This is a genomic window from Kribbella sp. NPDC048837, from assembly GCF_055586945.1.
In genome coordinates this window covers 303,759-319,408 of sequence record NZ_JBVJHF010000003.1, presented here as the reverse complement: position 1 = coordinate 319,408, position 15,650 = coordinate 303,759, and the positions used below count along the sequence as shown (strand labels likewise).

Below are 15,650 nucleotides of genomic sequence, written 5' to 3'. Positions count from 1 at the left end.
CCTCCGAGAGTTGTCTAGTTTCCGAACAGGGACAGGAGCTGTTGTACGCCGTTCGCCGGGTCCGTCAGGTGCAGCCGCAGAACCGGACGGCCGCGCTCGGCGAGCACGTTCGCGTCCCCGGCGGCCTGCGCCGAGATCAGTGTGCCGAACGTGAACGGCCGATCGGGGATTTCCACGTCCGCCGGGTGTGCCGCGGTGATCTGCAGGAACACGCCCTGCGGGTGGCCGCCCTTGTGGTACTGACCGGTCGAGTGCAGGAACCGCGGACCCCAGCCGAAGGTCACCGGACGGCCCGTGCGGGTCGCCAGCGCCGGACGGATCGCCGCCAGGCCGGCATCGCGCTCGGAGTCCAGGTACGCCATCACGGCCAGGTAGCCGACCGCGTCGAGCTTGCCCAGCAGCGCGTCGACCGCGCCCTGCAGCGAGTCCACGCCGTCCAGCAGGCCCTCGGAGCCACGGACCTCGACGACACCGTCGGTGAAGGCCGCCGCCTCCGGCTCGGGCTGAGCGTCGAGCAGACCGCGAGCGGCCTTCTTCGCGCTCTCCACGTCCGGCTGGTCGAACGGGTCGATGCCCAGCAGGTAGCCGGCCACGGCCGTCGCCATCTCCCAGAGCAGGAACTGACCACCGAGCGAGCCCGAGGTCAGCGCCGTCGGCACACCGCTCGTCGCCTTCTCCGCGAGCAGCGCGTTGGTCAGGTCGGCCGCCTCGCTGCGCAGCTCCGGCGCGCCGATCTCGACCGCGACCGGCAGTACGCCGGTGCCCTGCTTGCCGGTGCTCTCCGCGATCAGCTGCTCGGCCCAGTCCGGGAACCCGACGATGTCGGACCCGTCGGCCGTGATGATCGCCTTGTCCCGGCCCGCACTCGCCGCGAGCACGGCACCCAGCCACAGGGCCGGGTTGTCCGTCGAGTCGGCCTGCAGCTCCGGGGCGGCCTCCGCCGCCTGGTCGAGCAGCTCCGCGATGTCAGCGCCGGCCAGACCGGACGGAACCAGTCCGAACGCGGTCAGTGCGCTGTAGCGGCCGCCCACGTTCGGGTCGGCCAGGAACGTCTTGCGGTAGCCCTCGTCGGCCGACAGCTTCTCGAACGGCGAGCCCGGGTCCGTCACCACGACGACCCGCGACGCGGCGTCGATGCCCGCGTCGGTGAACGCCTTGACGAACGTCCGCCGGTGGCTGTCCGTCTCGACCGTCCCGCCGGACTTGCTGGACACCACGATGACGGTCTTCGACAGGTCGCCCGCCAGCGCCCGGCCGACCACGCTCGGGTCGGTCGAGTCCAGCACGACGAGCTCCACGCCGGCGGTCCGGGTGATCACCTCGGGCGCCAGCGACGAGCCGCCCATGCCGGACAGCACGATCCGGTCCAGGCCCTCGGACCGCAGGTCCGCCTGCAGGGCCTCGATCTCGGCCAGCAGCGGCCGCGAGGTCTCGTGCAGGTCGACCCAGCCGAGCCGGATCGACGCCTCGGACTCGGCGTCCGGGCCCCAGATCGTCGCGTCCTTCGCGGCGATCCGGGACGCGATCTTCTCGTCGACCAGCTTGCCGACCACCTCGGCCCAGTCGCCGTTCTGCGTGCTGACCCGCGGAGCGCTCACTTGGCCGCACCCTTCAGTGCCGCGGTGACGGTGTCCTGCAGCTCCGACCAGGACGCGTCGAACTTCGCCACGCCCTCGTCCTCGAGCACCTGCACGACCTCGTCGTACGAGATGCCCAGCTTCTCCAGGTCGTCGATCACCTTGCGGTCGGCCGCGTAGTCGCCGCGGACCGTGTCCCCGGAGAACTCGCTGTGCTCCTCGACCGCCTTGATGGTTGCCTCAGGCATCGTGTTGACGACGCCGCTGGTGACCAGGTTGTCGACGTACAGGGTGGGGGAGTACGACGGGTCCTTGGTGCCGGTGGAGGCCCACAGCGGGCGCTGCGGCTTGGCGCCGGCGGTCTCGATCTCGCGCCAGCGGTCGGTGTCGAAGATCTCCTCGTACGCCTCGAACGCGAGCCGGGCGTTGGCGATCGCGGCCTTGCCCTTGAGCGCCTTCGCCTCGTCGGTGCCGATCGCGTCCAGCCGCTTGTCCACCTCGGTGTCGACGCGGCTGACGAAGAACGACGCGACGCTGGCCAGGTTGGTCACGTCGTGGCCGTTCTCGATCGCCTGCTCGAGGCCGCTCAGGAAGGCGTCCACGACGGCCTTGTAGCGGTCGAGGGAGAAGATCAGCGTCACGTTCACGCTGATCCCGGCGGCCAGCGTCGCGGTGATCGCCGGCAGGCCCGCCTTGGTGGCGGGGATCTTCACGAAGACGTTCTCCCGGCCGACGATGTCCCAGAGCAGCTTGGCCTGCTCGATCGTCTTCGCGGTGTCGTGCGCCAGGCTCGGCTCGACCTCGATCGAGACCCGGCCGTCCTGGCCCTCGGTGTCGTCGTAGATCGGCTTGAAGAGGTCGGCGGCGTCCCGGACGTCGTCGGTGGTGATGGCCCGGATCGCCAGGTCGGTCGTGACGCCGTCGGCGGCCAGCCGGGACACCTGCTCGGCGTACGCGTCGGCGTCGGAGATGGCCTTGGCGAAGATGGTCGGGTTGGTGGTCACGCCGACGACGTGCTTGTCCTGGATCAGGGTGGCCAGGCTGCCGCTGGCCAGCCGCTCCCGGGAGAGGTCGTCGAGCCAGATGGAGACACCCGCGTCAGCGAGTGCTTTCAAGCGATCGTTCATGTCCGAAGCCTTCCGAAATGTTCTGTTGTGGGTGTCTCAGTTGGCGGCGTCGGCGGGTCCGACCGGGCCGGCCGCGGCGCGCTTGGGCGGCACGCCCGGGCCGCTGATCGCGGCGGCCGCGGCGATGCTGTCCTTGGCTGCCTGGACGACGGCGCCGGCGGTGATGCCGAACTCGTCGTACAGCGTCTGGTAGGCGGCCGACGCGCCGTAGTGCTCGAGGCTGACCGTGCGGCCGGCGTCGCCGACGATGTCGTGCCAGCTCTGCGCGATCCCGGCCTCGACCGAGACGCGGGCCCGGACGTCCGCCGGGATGACGGACTCGCGGTACGCCTCGTCCTGCTCGTCGAACCACTCGCGGGAGACCATCGAGACGACGCGCGCCTTGATGCCCTCGGCGGCCAGCGTGTTCCGGGCCTCGACGGCCAGCTGCAGCTCCGAACCGGTGCCGATCAGCACCACGTCCGGCGTGCCGTCGGTGTCGAGCAGCGTGTAGCCGCCCTTCTTGACGTTCTCGGTGGTGGCGAAGCCGTCGGTGCCGCGCGGGAACGTCGGCACGTTCTGCCGGGTCAGCGCCAGGCCGGCCGGGCGGTCGGTGTGCTCGAGGATCGCGGCCCACGCGGCCGCCGTCTCGTTCGCGTCACCGGGGCGTACGACGTCCAGCCCGGGGATGGCCCGCAGCGCCGACAGGTGCTCGACCGGCTGGTGCGTCGGGCCGTCCTCGCCGAGACCGATCGAGTCGTGCGTCCACACGTAGGTGACCGGGAGCCGCATCAGCGCGGCCAGCCGGACCGACGGGCGCATGTAGTCGCTGAAGACCAGGAAGGTGCCGCCGTACGGGCGGGTCAGGCCGTGCAGGGCGATGCCGTTCAGCACCGAGCCCATGCCGTGCTCGCGGATGCCGAAGTGCAGGACCCGGCCGTACTCGTCGCCCTGGAACTCCTTGGTGGAGAACTCGGCCGGGATGAAGGACGGCTGGCCCTTCGGGGTGGTGTTGTTCGACCCCGCGAGGTCGGCCGAGCCGCCCCAGAGCTCGGGCAGCTCGGGCGACAGCTTGGTCAGCACGTCACCGGAGGCGGCCCGGGTGGCGACACCCTTCGCGTCGGCCTCCCAGCTCGGCAGCGCGTCCTTCCAGCCGGCCGGCAGCTCCCGCTTCGACAGCCGGTCGAGCAGCGCGGACCGCTCCGGGTTCGCGGCCTTCCAGGCGTCGTACTTCGTGGTCCACTCGGCCTCGAGGGCCTTGCCGCGCTCCAGGGCCTGCCGGGTGTGCGCGATCACGTCGTCGGCGACCTGGAAGCTCTGCTCCGGGTCCCAGCCGAGGACCTTCTTGGTCGCGGCGACCTCCTCGGCACCGAGTGCCGACCCGTGGATCTTGCCGGTGTTCTGCTTGGTCGGGGCCGGCCAGCCGATGATCGTGTGCAGCCGGATGAAGCTCGGCTTGTCGGTGACCGCCCGGGCCGCCTCGATGGCGTCGTACAGAGCCTGGACGTTCTCCTCGTAGCCGGTGCCGCCGTTGGTCCAGTCCACGTCCTGGACGTGCCAGCCGTACGCCGCGTAGCGGGCGGCGACGTCCTCGGAGAACGCGATGTCGGTGTCGTCCTCGATCGAGATCTTGTTCGCGTCGTAGATCACCGTGAGGTTGCCGAGCTGCTGGTGACCGGCCAGCGAGGACGCCTCGGACGAGACGCCTTCCTCCAGGTCGCCGTCCGACGCGATCACGTAGATCTGGTGGTCGAACACGCCGTCGCCGGGGGCCGCCTCGGGCTCGAGCAGGCCGCGCTCGCGGCGGGCCGCCATCGCCATGCCGACCGCGTTGCCGACGCCCTGGCCGAGCGGGCCGGTGGTCGTCTCGACGCCGGGGGTATGGGCGTACTCCGGGTGGCCCGGGGTCCTGCTGCCCCAGGTCCGCAGCGACTCCAGGTCGTCCAGCTCGAGGCCGAACCCGGCCAGGTAGAGCTGGATGTAGAGGGTGAGGCTGGAGTGACCGGCCGAGAGCACGAACCGGTCCCGGCCGGCCCAGTGCGGGTCCGCCGGGTTGTGCCGCATCACCTTCTGGAACAGCAGGTACGCCGCCGGAGCCAGGCTCATCGCCGTCCCGGGGTGGCCGTTGCCGACCTTCTCGACCGCGTCCATCGCGAGCACCCGCACGGTGTCGACCGCGCGCTGGTCGAGCTCGGTCCATTCAAGCTTGGGGCTGGTCTTCTCCGTCACGCCGCCGGCGCTCCTCTCGATGGCTACCTACATACCTGGGACACCCGTACTGGTCCTCCGCCAGGAGCCTACTCGCCAGCACGTTTCGGGCTTCTCACAGACAAGCAACTCGGACATGTACATCGTTGTTCCCGGACTCACCCAGGGGGGTGGCTCGACCCTCCTACGGGGCGTCGTAGACTGTCGAATCGTCAGCGCCGGAGGTCCGGCGTCAACCCACTGCTTTCGAGGTGTTCGTGACGGCCGTCGACCCGCGTCCAGCCGCGACGACGTCGTACCCGACGCCGCTGGTGGACGCTCCTGCTGTGGTGAGTCCGTCGGTGCGCGACGTGGTGAAGGCGTACGTCGGTCTGACCAAGCCACGCATCATCGAGCTGCTGCTGATCACCACGGTGCCGGTGATGTTCCTGGCCGCCGGGGGAGTGCCCGGCCTCGGCGTCGTCGTGGCCACCCTGGTCGGCGGCATCCTGGCCTCCGGCAGCGCCAACACGATCAACTGCGTGCTGGACCGCGACATCGACGAGCAGATGCGCCGGACCCGGCGCCGGCCGCTGCCGCGGCACGCGGTCAGCCCGCGCTCGGCGACGGTCTTCGGCGTCGTCCTCGGCGTGCTGGCCACGCTCGAGCTCGGGTTCTTCGTCAACTGGCTGTCCTCGGGCCTGGCGCTGGCCGCGAACCTGTTCTACGTGTTCGGCTACACGATGGTGCTCAAGCGCCGGACCGTGCAGAACATCGTCTGGGGCGGGATCGCCGGCTGCTTCCCGACCCTGATCGGCTGGACCGCGGTCACCAACGAGCTGGCCTGGACGCCGATCGTGCTGTTCCTGGTGGTGTTCTTCTGGACCCCGCCGCACACCTGGTCGCTCGCGATGCGCTACCGCGAGGACTACGCGTCGGTCGACGTACCGATGCTGCCCGTGGTCGCCACGCCGGTCGCCACCGCCCGCCAGATCATGGCGTACTCGGTGGTGATGGTGATCACGTCGGTCGCGCTGTGGCCGATCGCCGACACCGGTTTCGTCTACCCGCTGGCCGCGATCGCGCTCGGCGTGGTCTTCCTGCGCGAGGCCCGCGCGTTGTTGCTCCGGGCCCACACCGGCGCCGAAGGCGCGGCCCTGCGGCCGATGCGGCTGTTCCACTTCTCGAACATCTACCTGGCGCTGTTGTTCATCGCCGCGGCCCTGGATCCCTTGCTGCACTGAGCGTTGTGCCCCGGGCGCGGGGAGTCCTCCTGTTGACCTCATCGTGACTTGATGTTGCGATGGGGCCCTGTCTGTGGGGGGTTCCACATCTGGGGAGACACAGATGCAGGGGGACACATGGGGGTTCGAACACGCATCGCCGCGGTCGCAGCACTGGCGCTCGCCGGGTCCGTGCTGGTCGCGGGACAGGCCGACGCCGGTGGCTCACACAGCAGTTTGAAGCCGGTGGCAACGGGTCTCGACGGTCCGCGGGGGGTGTCGACGTTTGGGCACAGCGTCATCTACAGCGTCACCGACGGTTCGGTGTACGCGACCAACGGCAAGAAGACCGTCAAGCTCGGCCAGGTGCCGGGCGGCTTCGCACCGGCGATCGACACGAGCAAGCGGGGCGTGACGTACGCCCTGACCGGCGGTGGCGGCCCGGAGGGTGACATCCCACCGGGCGGCGCGAGCCTGTTCCGGCTCCGCGGGCCCGGCAAGTCGCCGGTCGTCGTGGCCGACATCGGGAAGTATCAGGCCACCGATCCGGACCCGTACAACCAGGCCGACTCGCCGACGGAGTCCAACCCGTTCGGTGTCGCGGCGCTGAACGACGGCACGGTCCTGGTGTCCGATGCCGCGAACAACGATCTGCTGCGGGTCTGGCCGAACGGCAAGATCAAGACCGTCGCCCGGCTCAAGCCGCGCGTCGTCAAGGTCCCGTCCGGTCTGCCGGCCACGGATCCGGAAGGCAACCCGCTGCCGCCCGCCGGCACGCCGATCAACTCCGAGGCGGTCGCGACGTCGGTCACGGTCGGTTCGGACGGCTACTGGTACGTCGGTGAGCTCCGGGGCTTCCCCGCGACTCCGGGCACGTCGCAGATCTGGCGGATCAAGCCGGGCTCGGTGGGTGCGGTGTGCGACCCGGAGAGGCCCAGCAAGGGCAACTGCCAGCGGTACGCGGACGGTTACACGTCGATCGTCGACCTGGCCGGCGGACCACGTGGCGTGCTCTCCGTGGTGCAGCTGGCGCGGGACAGCTGGCTCCAGTTCGAGCTCGGCGGCTCGACGATCGGTTCGCTGTACCTGCAGTTCCCCGGCAGGCACCACAAGGCCGGGTTCAAGAAGGAACTCGTGCGCGGCCAGCTCAACCTGCCCGGCGGTACCGCCTGGAGCAGATGGGGTGACTTGTACGTCGCCGGACCGGTCTTCGGGCCGGGTGCGGTCTACAAGGTGAAGTGACCTGAGCGGTGCGCCCGCGGCGTGGACTACGTCGCGGGCGTACCGCGTTCGGCGTACACCGCTGTCACCAGGGCGATGAGCAGGCCGGCGAAGAACATGTGCACCAGCACCAGGCCCCAGGGCAGGCCGGTGAAGTACTGCGTGAAGCCGACGGCGCCCTGCAGCAGTTCCATCGCCAGCAACCACGCGGCCAGCTTCCGCAACGTGCGTGACGTCGCGGTCACCCGCGTGGCGATCACCAGCGCGATCGTGATCCCCAGCAGGCCGAACACGACATCCGCGTGCAGCTGACTGATCAGCTCCTCGTTGAACCCGTTCCGTCCGGTGTCGGGATCACCCGAATGCGGACCGGCACCGGTGACCAAGGTGCCGAGGGCAACGGTCAGCCAGACCGCCACCACACTGGCGGTCGCGAGCGCCCGGACGACCGGGGGAGTGTGCGGGTACGGACTGGTCCGCGACCGGCGCATCAGCGAGACCGTCAGCGTGATGATCACCGGTGAAACGAGGAAGTGGGCCGACACGATCCACGGGTTCAGGCCGGTCAGCACGCTGATGCCGCCGATCACCGCCTGCAACGGGACGCCGAGCGCGGCCGCCGTGGCGAGCCGGCGCAAGTCGTGCCGGACCGGGCGGTACCGCATCACCACGAGCCACGTGCAGATCGCGATCACCGCGACCACGAAGCCGAGCATCCGGTTGCCGAACTCGATCGCGCCGTGGATCCCGAGCGCGGCGTGCGGTACGTACGACTGGTCCGTGCACGACGGCCAGGTCGGGCAGCCGAGGCCGGAGCCGGTCAGCCGGACCAGACCACCGGTCACCACGATGCCGATGTTCGCCACCACCGAGGCCCAGCCCCAGTGCCGGACGGTGTCCAGGCTCGGCTCGGGCACCAGTCGCCAGAATCCGCTGACTGGCTCGGTCTCTTGTGGCGGGGTCTCCGTGCTCATCACCGGCACACTCTAAAGGTCAGTCCCATCGGAACGTCCGGGAGACCAGGTAGCCCAGCACGGCGGCCCACAGCGCCAGCGACAGTGCGGCCGCCCACGGGATCACCCCTTCGACGGTCGAGTTCGCCAACCCGTTGGCCAGCGCCGCACTCGGCAACAGGCGTACGACGCCTTGCATACCGGCCGGGTACTCGTCGACGGGCGTGAGGATCGCGCCACCCACGAGCAACAGCAGATACAGCAGGTTCGCGGCGGCCAGCGTGGCTTCGGCGCGCAGGACACCGGCCATCAACAGGCCGAGTGAGGCGAACGCCGCCGTACCGCAGAGAACCATCAGGATCACACCGAACACGGCGTTGACTCCGCCGGCCGGGTCCCATCCGAGGGCGAAGCCGGCACCGATCAGGACGGCGAGCTGGATCACCTGGACGACCAGGACCGCGCCGATCTTGCCGGCGAGGAGTCCGGTCCGGGACAGCGGGGAGGCGCCGAGGCGTTTGATCACGCCGTACCGCCGCTCGAATCCGGTCGCGATCGCCAGCGAGGTGAAGGACGACGACAGCACCGCCAGCGCGAGCACGCGCGGGACGGCCTGGTCGACGGCCGGACCGTCACCGAGGGGGAGCCGGTCGCCGAGTCCCGTGCCGCCCAGCAGCAGGAGGAGGCCCAGCGGGATCACCAGGGCCAGCAGCAGCTGCTCGCCGTTGCGGATGAGCAGCTTGAACTCCATCCGGGCGTGGGCCAGCACCTTCCGGGGCCACGGCGCGCTCCCCGGCCGCGGTGCGTAGGCCGCCTCGGCGCTCATCAGTTCCCTCGCTTCGGCGCGGTCAGCTCGAGGAACACGTCCTCGAGCGACTTCGTGTGGTGCTGGGTCAGCGCGTCCGGCGTACCGGAGGCGATCACCTTGCCGGCGGACACCACGTGCACCTGGTCGGACAGCTGCTCGGCCTCGTCCATCGCGTGCGTGGTGAGGACGACGGTCACGCCGTCGTCGCGCAGGTCGCGGATCAGCTGCCAGATCTCCCGCCGGCCGTGCGGGTCCAGCCCGGTGGTCGGCTCGTCCAGGAACGCGATCTCCGGCCGGCCGACGATCGCCAGCGCGAACGACAGCCGCTGCTTCTGCCCACCCGACAACCGCCGGTACGGCGTCCGGCCGCAGCTGCCCAGGTCGAGTCGCTCGACCAGTGCCGGGATGTCGAGCGGGTGGCTGTGCAGGGTGGCGACGTACCGGAGCATCTCGATCGCCCGGACGCCGGACCAGGCGCCGCCCTCCTGGAGCATCACCCCGATCCGGGGCATCAGCTCGTCGTGGTTCGCGATCGGGTCCAGCCCGAGCACCCGGACCCGGCCGGAGTCCGGCCGCCGGAACCCCTCACAGCTCTCCACGGTCGTGGTCTTGCCGGCGCCGTTGGGGCCGAGCACGGACGTCACCGTGCCGCCGGTTACGGTGAGACTGAGACCGTCGACCGCGGCTTTCTCGCCGTACCGCACGACGAGGTTGTCGATCTCCACCGCGACTGGCACAACGGCAGCATAGAGAACGGCCGAACGTGACGTCGCTCACGCCCGGTCTTCTGACTCCGCGTGAGCGCCCGAACCGGTTAGGGCAGCCTTATTTGAAGGCGTCGGTGAATTACGCGACACTGATGTTGTGAAAACTCCTGCGACGAACGGACCGGTGCCCGCGGGCACGGCCGTGACGCGGGACGAGTCCACCCGGGACCGGGTCGCCCGCTCGATCCTGACCAACGGTCCGTCCAGCGCCGCGGTGCTCGCCGAGCGCCTGGAGCTGACGCCGGCGGCGGTCCGCCGGCACCTCGACCACCTGCTCGACGAGGGCCTGGTCGAGTCCCGCGAGGAGCGTGTCTACGGCCCGCGCGGCCGCGGCCGCCCCGCGAAGGTCTTCGTGCTGACCGACACCGGCCGGCACGCGTTCCACCAGGCGTACGACGACCTGGCGGCCACCGCGATGCGGTTCATCGCCGAGGCCGGCGGTGACGAGGCGGTCGCGGAATTCGCCCGGCGTCGCGTCGCCGACGTGGAGCAGCGGTACCGGGAGCTGGTCGACGCGGCCCCCGAGAGCACCAAGGCGGAGGCACTCGCCGAGGCCCTCACCGGGGACGGATACGCCGCGTCCACGGCGAAGGCCGCGCACGGCGAGCAGCTCTGCCAGCACCACTGCCCGGTCGCGCACGTGGCCGAGCAGTTCCCCCAGTTGTGCGAGGCCGAGACCGAGGTCTTCTCGCGGTTGCTCGGCAAGCACGTCCAGCGATTGGCCACCATCGCCCACGGCGACGGTGTTTGCACGACTCACATCCCCGGCCCCCAGCCGGTGACTGCCCCTGAAATCGACGGCGAATCTGCGAGGACTCGATGACGCAAACCGCTCACCCCGAACTGGAAGGCCTCGGTAACTACCAGTACGGCTGGGCCGACTCCGACGCCGCCGGCGCGGTCGCCCAGCGCGGCCTCAGCACCGACGTGGTGCGGGGCATCTCCGCCCTCAAGAACGAGCCGGAGTGGATGCTCGACCTGCGCCTGAAGGGCCTGAAGCTCTTCGACCGCAAGCCGATGCCGTCGTGGGGTGCGGACCTGTCCGGGATCGACTTCGACAACATCAAGTACTTCGTCCGCTCGACGGAGAAGCAGGCCACCAGCTGGGAAGAGCTGCCCGAGGACATCAAGAACACCTACGACAAGCTCGGCATCCCCGAGGCGGAGAAGCAGCGCCTGGTCGCCGGAGTCGCCGCGCAATACGAGTCGGAGGTCGTCTACCACCAGATCCGTGAGGATCTGGAGGCCCAGGGCGTCATCTTCCTGGACACCGACACCGGCCTGCGCGAGCACCCGGAGATCTTCCAGGAGTACTTCGGCTCCGTCATCCCGGTCGGCGACAACAAGTTCGCCTCGCTGAACACGGCGGTCTGGTCCGGCGGCTCGTTCATCTACGTGCCCAAGGGCGTCAAGGTGGACATCCCGCTGCAGGCCTACTTCCGGATCAACACCGAGAACATGGGCCAGTTCGAGCGGACCCTGATCATCGTCGACGAGGGCGCCTACGTGCACTACGTCGAGGGCTGTACGGCGCCGATCTACAAGTCGGACTCGCTGCACTCCGCGGTGGTCGAGATCATCGTGAAGAAGGGCGCCCGCTGCCGCTACACGACGATCCAGAACTGGTCGAACAACGTCTACAACCTGGTCACCAAGCGCGCCACCTGCGAAGAGGGCGCGACGATGGAGTGGATCGACGGCAACATCGGCTCCAAGGTGACGATGAAGTACCCGGCCGTCTACCTGATGGGCGAGCACGCCAAGGGCGAGACCCTGTCGGTCGCGTTCGCCGGCGAGGGCCAGCACCAGGACGCCGGTTCGAAGATGGTGCACAACGCGCCGTACACGTCGAGCTCGATCGTGTCGAAGTCGGTGGCCCGCGGCGGCGGCCGGACGTCGTACCGCGGTCTGGTCGAGGTGGCGCCGGGCTCGCACCACAGCAAGTCCACGGTGCGCTGTGACGCGCTGCTGGTCGACACCATCAGCCGCTCGGACACCTACCCGTACGTCGACGTCCGCGAGGACGACGTGGCGATGGGGCACGAGGCGACCGTGTCCAAGGTCAGCGACGACCAGCTCTTCTACCTGATGAGCCGGGGCATGGCCGAGGACGAGGCGATGGCGATGATCGTCCGCGGCTTCATCGAGCCGATCGCCCGCGAGCTCCCGATGGAGTACGCGCTGGAACTGAACCGTTTGATCGAGCTGCAGATGGAAGGGGCCGTCGGCTGATGTCCGCCGCTGAAACCCTTGTTGCCACCGGTAACAAGGCGCACTCCCACGGGCCGGGTTCGCCGGTCCCGCTCCAGGCCCGCAGTGAGCGGCCGACGTCGTACGACGTGGCCGACTTCGCGGTGCCGAACGGGCGCGAGGAGGAGTGGCGCTTCACCCCGGTCAAGCAGCTCAAGGCACTGTTCGACGACGCGGCCGGCAGCGAGACCCCGAAGATCGACGCGAGCGGACCCGAGGGCGTCGTGTTCGAGACGGTGGCCGCCGACTCGCTGCAGGTCGGCAAGCCGCAGGACCGGTCGGCCGCCATCGCCTGGAACCAGGCCGGCGGGGCGTTCGCGGTGCGGATCCCGGTCGAGGCCGAGCTGACCGAGCCGGTGCACGTGAATGTCGCGGGCCTCGGCGCCCGCGGCTTCACCCACCTGATCGTGGACGCCGGGCGGCACAGCCGCGCGATCGTGATCATCGATCACACCGGCGCCGGCGAGCTGGGCAGCAACGTCGAGATCGTCACCGGCGACGGTGCCGACCTGCGGGTCGTCAGCATCCAGCAGGCCGACCACGAGTCGATCCACCTCGCCCAGCACGACGCGCTGGTCGGCCGGGACGCGAAGCTCCACCACGTGGTCGTCACCCTCGGCGGGAGGGTCGTCCGGGTCGCCACGAACGTCCGGTACGCCGGGCCTGGTGGCGACGCGGAGCTCTTGGGCGTGTACTTCGCCGAGTCGGGTCAGCACCACGAGAACCGGCTGTTCGTCGACCACGAGGCCACCCACTGCAAGAGCAACGTGATCTACAAGGGTGCGCTGGCCGGTGACAACGCCCGGTCGGTGTGGATCGGCGACGTGCTGATCCGCGCCGCCGCTGAGGGCACGAACACCTTCGAGCTGAACCGGAACCTGGTCCTGACCGACGGGGCGCGTGCCGACTCGGTGCCGAACCTCGAGATCGAGACCGGCGAGATCGAGGGCGCCGGGCACGCGTCCGCGACCGGCCGCTTCGACGACGAGCAGCTGTTCTACCTGCAGGCCCGCGGCATCCCCGAGGACGCGGCCCGGCGGCTGGTGGTGTCCGGCTTCTTCAACGACATCATCGGCAAGATCGGCGTCCCCGAGGTCGCCGAGCACCTGCACGACGTGATCGAGGAGAAGCTCGCGCGGGCCGCGGAGTTGAGCGCATCGGCCAAGGCGGTCGTCGGCCAGTGAGCGACACCTTCGAGCGCGCCTGCGCCGCCACCGACGTACCGGACGAGGGAGTGATCCCCGTCGAGGTCGGTGGCGTCGAGGTCGCGGTCGTGAAGAGCGAGGGACAGTACTTCGCGGTGCGGGACGAGTGCTCGCACGCGCAGATCCAGCTGTCCGAGGGCGACGTCGGTGAGTGCGAGATCGAGTGCTGGCTGCACGGCTCCCGCTTCGACCTGCGCACCGGCGAGCCGACCAGTCTGCCCGCGTACGAACCGGTGCCGGTGTACCCGGTCCGGCTGGACGGTGACGACGTACTCGTCGACGTCAAGAACCCCCTGAACCAGACATCCCTGTAAAGCGACGGAGATAGAAGAACCTCATGGCGACACTCGAGATCCGCGACCTGCACGTGTCTGTCGACACCGAGAGCGGCCCGAAGCAGATCCTGCGCGGCGTCAACCTGACCATCAGCGGTGGCCAGACGCACGCGATCATGGGCCCGAACGGTTCCGGCAAGTCCACCCTGGCGTACTCGATCGCCGGCCACCCGAAGTACAACATCACCTCCGGCACGGTGACGCTGGACGGCGAGAACGTGCTCGACATGAAGGTCGACGAGCGCGCCCGGGCCGGCCTGTTCCTGGCCATGCAGTACCCGGTCGAGGTGCCCGGCGTGTCGGTGGCGAACTTCCTGCGGACCGCGAAGACCGCGATCGACGGCGAGGCGCCGAAGCTGCGCACTTGGGTCAAGGACGTCAACAAGGCGCTCGGTGACCTCGAGATGGACCCGGACTTCGGTACCCGCAACGTGAACGAGGGCTTCTCCGGCGGTGAGAAGAAGCGTCACGAGATCGTCCAGCTGGAGCTGCTGAACCCGAAGATCGCGATCCTCGACGAGACCGACTCCGGCCTCGACATCGACGCGCTGAAGGTCGTCTCCACCGGCGTGAACCGGTTCGCCGAGCAGGGTGACAAGGGCGTCCTGCTGATCACCCACTACACGCGGATCCTGCGCTACATCAAGCCGGACTTCGTGCACGTGTTCGTCGACGGCCGGGTGGCCGAAGAGGGCGGTCCGGAGCTGGCCGAAGAGCTCGAGGCCAACGGCTACGAGCGGTTCCTGAAGGCAGGCGCGAAGTGACCGACGCCCGGACGTTCAGCAGTCCCCTGGACCTGCAGTCGGTCCGGGCGGACTTCCCGATCCTGTCCCGCGAGCTCGCGGGCGGTTTCCCGCTGGTCTACCTGGACTCGGCGAACTCCTCGCAGAAGCCGCGCCAGGTGGTCCAGGCGATCGAGGACCACTACCTCAAGCACAACGCGAACGTCGCCCGCGCGATGCACCAGCTCGGTGCCGAGGCGACCGCGGCGTACGAGGGCGGCCGGGACAAGGTGGCGGCCTTCATCGGAGCGCCGTCGCGGGACGAGATCGTCTTCACCAAGAACGCCTCCGAGGCGCTCAACCTGGCCGCGCACACGCTCGGGGCGTCGCTGAAGCCGGGCGATGTCGTGGTGGTCTCCGAGATGGAGCACCACAGCAACATCGTCCCGTGGCAGCTCGCCTGCGAGCGGACCGGCGCGACGCTGAAGTGGTTCGGCGTCACCGAGGACGGCCGGCTCGATCTCAGCAACGTCGACGAGCTGCTCACCGAGCGGACCAAGGTCGTCGCGCTGACGTGGGTGTCGAACGCGCTCGGCACGATCAACCCGATCAGCGACATCGCCGCCAAGGCGCACGCGGTCGGCGCGACCGTGGTGGTGGACGCGTCGCAGGCGGTGCCGCAGTTCCCGGTCGACGTCTCGACGCTGGGTGTGGATCTGCTCGCCTTCACCGGCCACAAGGTCGTCGGGCCGACCGGCATCGGCGTGCTCTGGGGCCGGTACGACCTGCTCGCCTCGCTGCCGCCGTTCCTCGGCGGCGGAGAGATGATCGAGGTCGTGCGGATGACGGGGTCGACGTACGCCCCGCCGCCGGCCCGGTTCGAGGCCGGTACGCCGCCGATCGCGCAGGCCGTCGGCCTCGGTGCGGCCGTCGACTACCTGTCCGGGATCGGGATGGACAAGATCGCGGCGCACGAGCACGCGATCGTGGAGTACGCGCTCGAGGGCCTGAAGACCGTGCCGGGCCTGAGCATCCTCGGCCCGACCGACGCGAAGGACCACGGCGGCGCGATCAGCTTCGCGCTGGAGGGCGTCCACCCGCACGACGTGTCGACCGTGCTGGACACCCGCGGGATCGCGGTCCGGGCCGGGCACCACTGCGCGCGGCCGGTGCACGAGCGGTTCGGAATGCAATCGTCGACCAGAGCGTCTTTCTACCTGTACACGACGCCCGAGGAGATCGACGCACTCGTCGACGGACTCGGCTTCGTCCGTTCGTTCTTCAAGGTGGACTGAT

14 protein-coding genes are annotated in these 15,650 nt (G+C 69.6%); 8 read left to right on the top strand and 6 right to left on the bottom strand.

What is annotated here, in order from left to right:
* Positions 1-14: 14 nt before the first annotated feature.
* The 3 genes from ACZ6O0_RS17130 to tkt are packed head-to-tail and all read right to left on the bottom strand — an operon-like array spanning position 15 to position 4,912.
* On the bottom strand, positions 15-1,598 hold the full coding sequence (locus ACZ6O0_RS17130; RefSeq protein WP_465765869.1) for a glucose-6-phosphate isomerase: 1,584 nt from the start codon (positions 1,596-1,598) through the stop codon (positions 15-17).
* Entirely contained in the window at positions 1,595-2,704 is a 1,110-nt protein-coding gene (tal, locus tag ACZ6O0_RS17125; RefSeq protein ID WP_465765868.1) for a transaldolase, read from the bottom strand. Before tal ends, ACZ6O0_RS17130 begins: the two co-directional genes overlap by 4 nt.
* 36 nt (positions 2,705-2,740) lie before the next feature.
* The gene (gene tkt, locus ACZ6O0_RS17120) at positions 2,741-4,912 is read right to left on the bottom strand and encodes a transketolase (RefSeq protein ID WP_465765867.1); all 2,172 of its coding nucleotides are present in this window, start codon (positions 4,910-4,912) and stop codon (positions 2,741-2,743) included.
* 287 nt (positions 4,913-5,199) lie between these two features.
* On the opposite strand from tkt, the gene ACZ6O0_RS17115 reads away from it, so the two are divergent.
* Positions 5,200-6,114 (top strand): heme o synthase, encoded by a 915-nt coding sequence (locus ACZ6O0_RS17115; RefSeq protein WP_465766421.1) that lies wholly within the window; start codon positions 5,200-5,202, stop codon positions 6,112-6,114.
* A gap of 117 nt (positions 6,115-6,231) precedes the next feature.
* Complete coding sequence (locus ACZ6O0_RS17110; RefSeq protein WP_465765866.1) at positions 6,232-7,335, top strand: ScyD/ScyE family protein; 1,104 nt, start codon at positions 6,232-6,234, stop codon at positions 7,333-7,335.
* 26 nt (positions 7,336-7,361) lie between these two features.
* On the opposite strand, the gene ACZ6O0_RS17105 is transcribed toward ACZ6O0_RS17110, so the two are convergent.
* Genes ACZ6O0_RS17105 through ACZ6O0_RS17095 form a run of 3 tightly spaced genes read right to left on the bottom strand, consistent with a single transcriptional unit; the run spans position 7,362 to position 9,812 of the window.
* Positions 7,362-8,288: a COX15/CtaA family protein gene (locus tag ACZ6O0_RS17105; RefSeq protein ID WP_465765865.1), complete on the bottom strand. Its 927-nt coding sequence runs from the start codon at positions 8,286-8,288 to the stop codon at positions 7,362-7,364.
* 19 nt (positions 8,289-8,307) lie between these two features.
* Complete coding sequence (locus tag ACZ6O0_RS17100) at positions 8,308-9,093, bottom strand: ABC transporter permease (protein ID WP_465765864.1); 786 nt, start codon at positions 9,091-9,093, stop codon at positions 8,308-8,310.
* Positions 9,093-9,812, bottom strand: a complete 720-nt coding sequence (locus ACZ6O0_RS17095; protein ID WP_465765863.1) for an ABC transporter ATP-binding protein — start codon at positions 9,810-9,812, stop codon at positions 9,093-9,095. Before ACZ6O0_RS17095 ends, ACZ6O0_RS17100 begins: the two co-directional genes overlap by 1 nt.
* 154 nt (positions 9,813-9,966) lie before the next feature.
* Here ACZ6O0_RS17095 and ACZ6O0_RS17090 point away from each other — a divergent pair, with 154 nt between their 5' ends.
* From ACZ6O0_RS17090 to ACZ6O0_RS17065, 6 genes are read left to right on the top strand one after another with little or no spacing between them, the layout of a single operon-like run.
* Positions 9,967-10,665 carry a helix-turn-helix transcriptional regulator gene (locus ACZ6O0_RS17090; protein WP_465766420.1) on the top strand — a complete coding sequence of 233 codons (699 nt, stop codon included), beginning with the start codon at positions 9,967-9,969 and terminating at the stop codon, positions 10,663-10,665.
* Positions 10,662-12,074 (top strand): Fe-S cluster assembly protein SufB, encoded by a 1,413-nt coding sequence (gene sufB, locus ACZ6O0_RS17085; RefSeq protein ID WP_465680397.1) that lies wholly within the window; start codon positions 10,662-10,664, stop codon positions 12,072-12,074. The genes ACZ6O0_RS17090 and sufB overlap by 4 nt, the downstream gene beginning before the upstream one ends.
* Positions 12,074-13,276: a Fe-S cluster assembly protein SufD gene (gene sufD, locus ACZ6O0_RS17080; RefSeq protein WP_465765862.1), complete on the top strand. Its 1,203-nt coding sequence runs from the start codon at positions 12,074-12,076 to the stop codon at positions 13,274-13,276. Before sufB ends, sufD begins: the two co-directional genes overlap by 1 nt.
* The gene (locus tag ACZ6O0_RS17075) at positions 13,273-13,611 is read left to right on the top strand and encodes a non-heme iron oxygenase ferredoxin subunit (protein ID WP_360372023.1); all 339 of its coding nucleotides are present in this window, start codon (positions 13,273-13,275) and stop codon (positions 13,609-13,611) included. Before sufD ends, ACZ6O0_RS17075 begins: the two co-directional genes overlap by 4 nt.
* Positions 13,612-13,634: 23 nt before the next feature.
* A complete protein-coding gene (gene sufC / locus ACZ6O0_RS17070) occupies positions 13,635-14,396 on the top strand; it encodes a Fe-S cluster assembly ATPase SufC (protein WP_360372026.1) in 762 nt (253 codons plus the stop codon).
* On the top strand, positions 14,393-15,649 hold the full coding sequence (locus ACZ6O0_RS17065) for a cysteine desulfurase (protein WP_465765861.1): 1,257 nt from the start codon (positions 14,393-14,395) through the stop codon (positions 15,647-15,649). Before sufC ends, ACZ6O0_RS17065 begins: the two co-directional genes overlap by 4 nt.
* Position 15,650 lies beyond the last annotated feature (1 nt).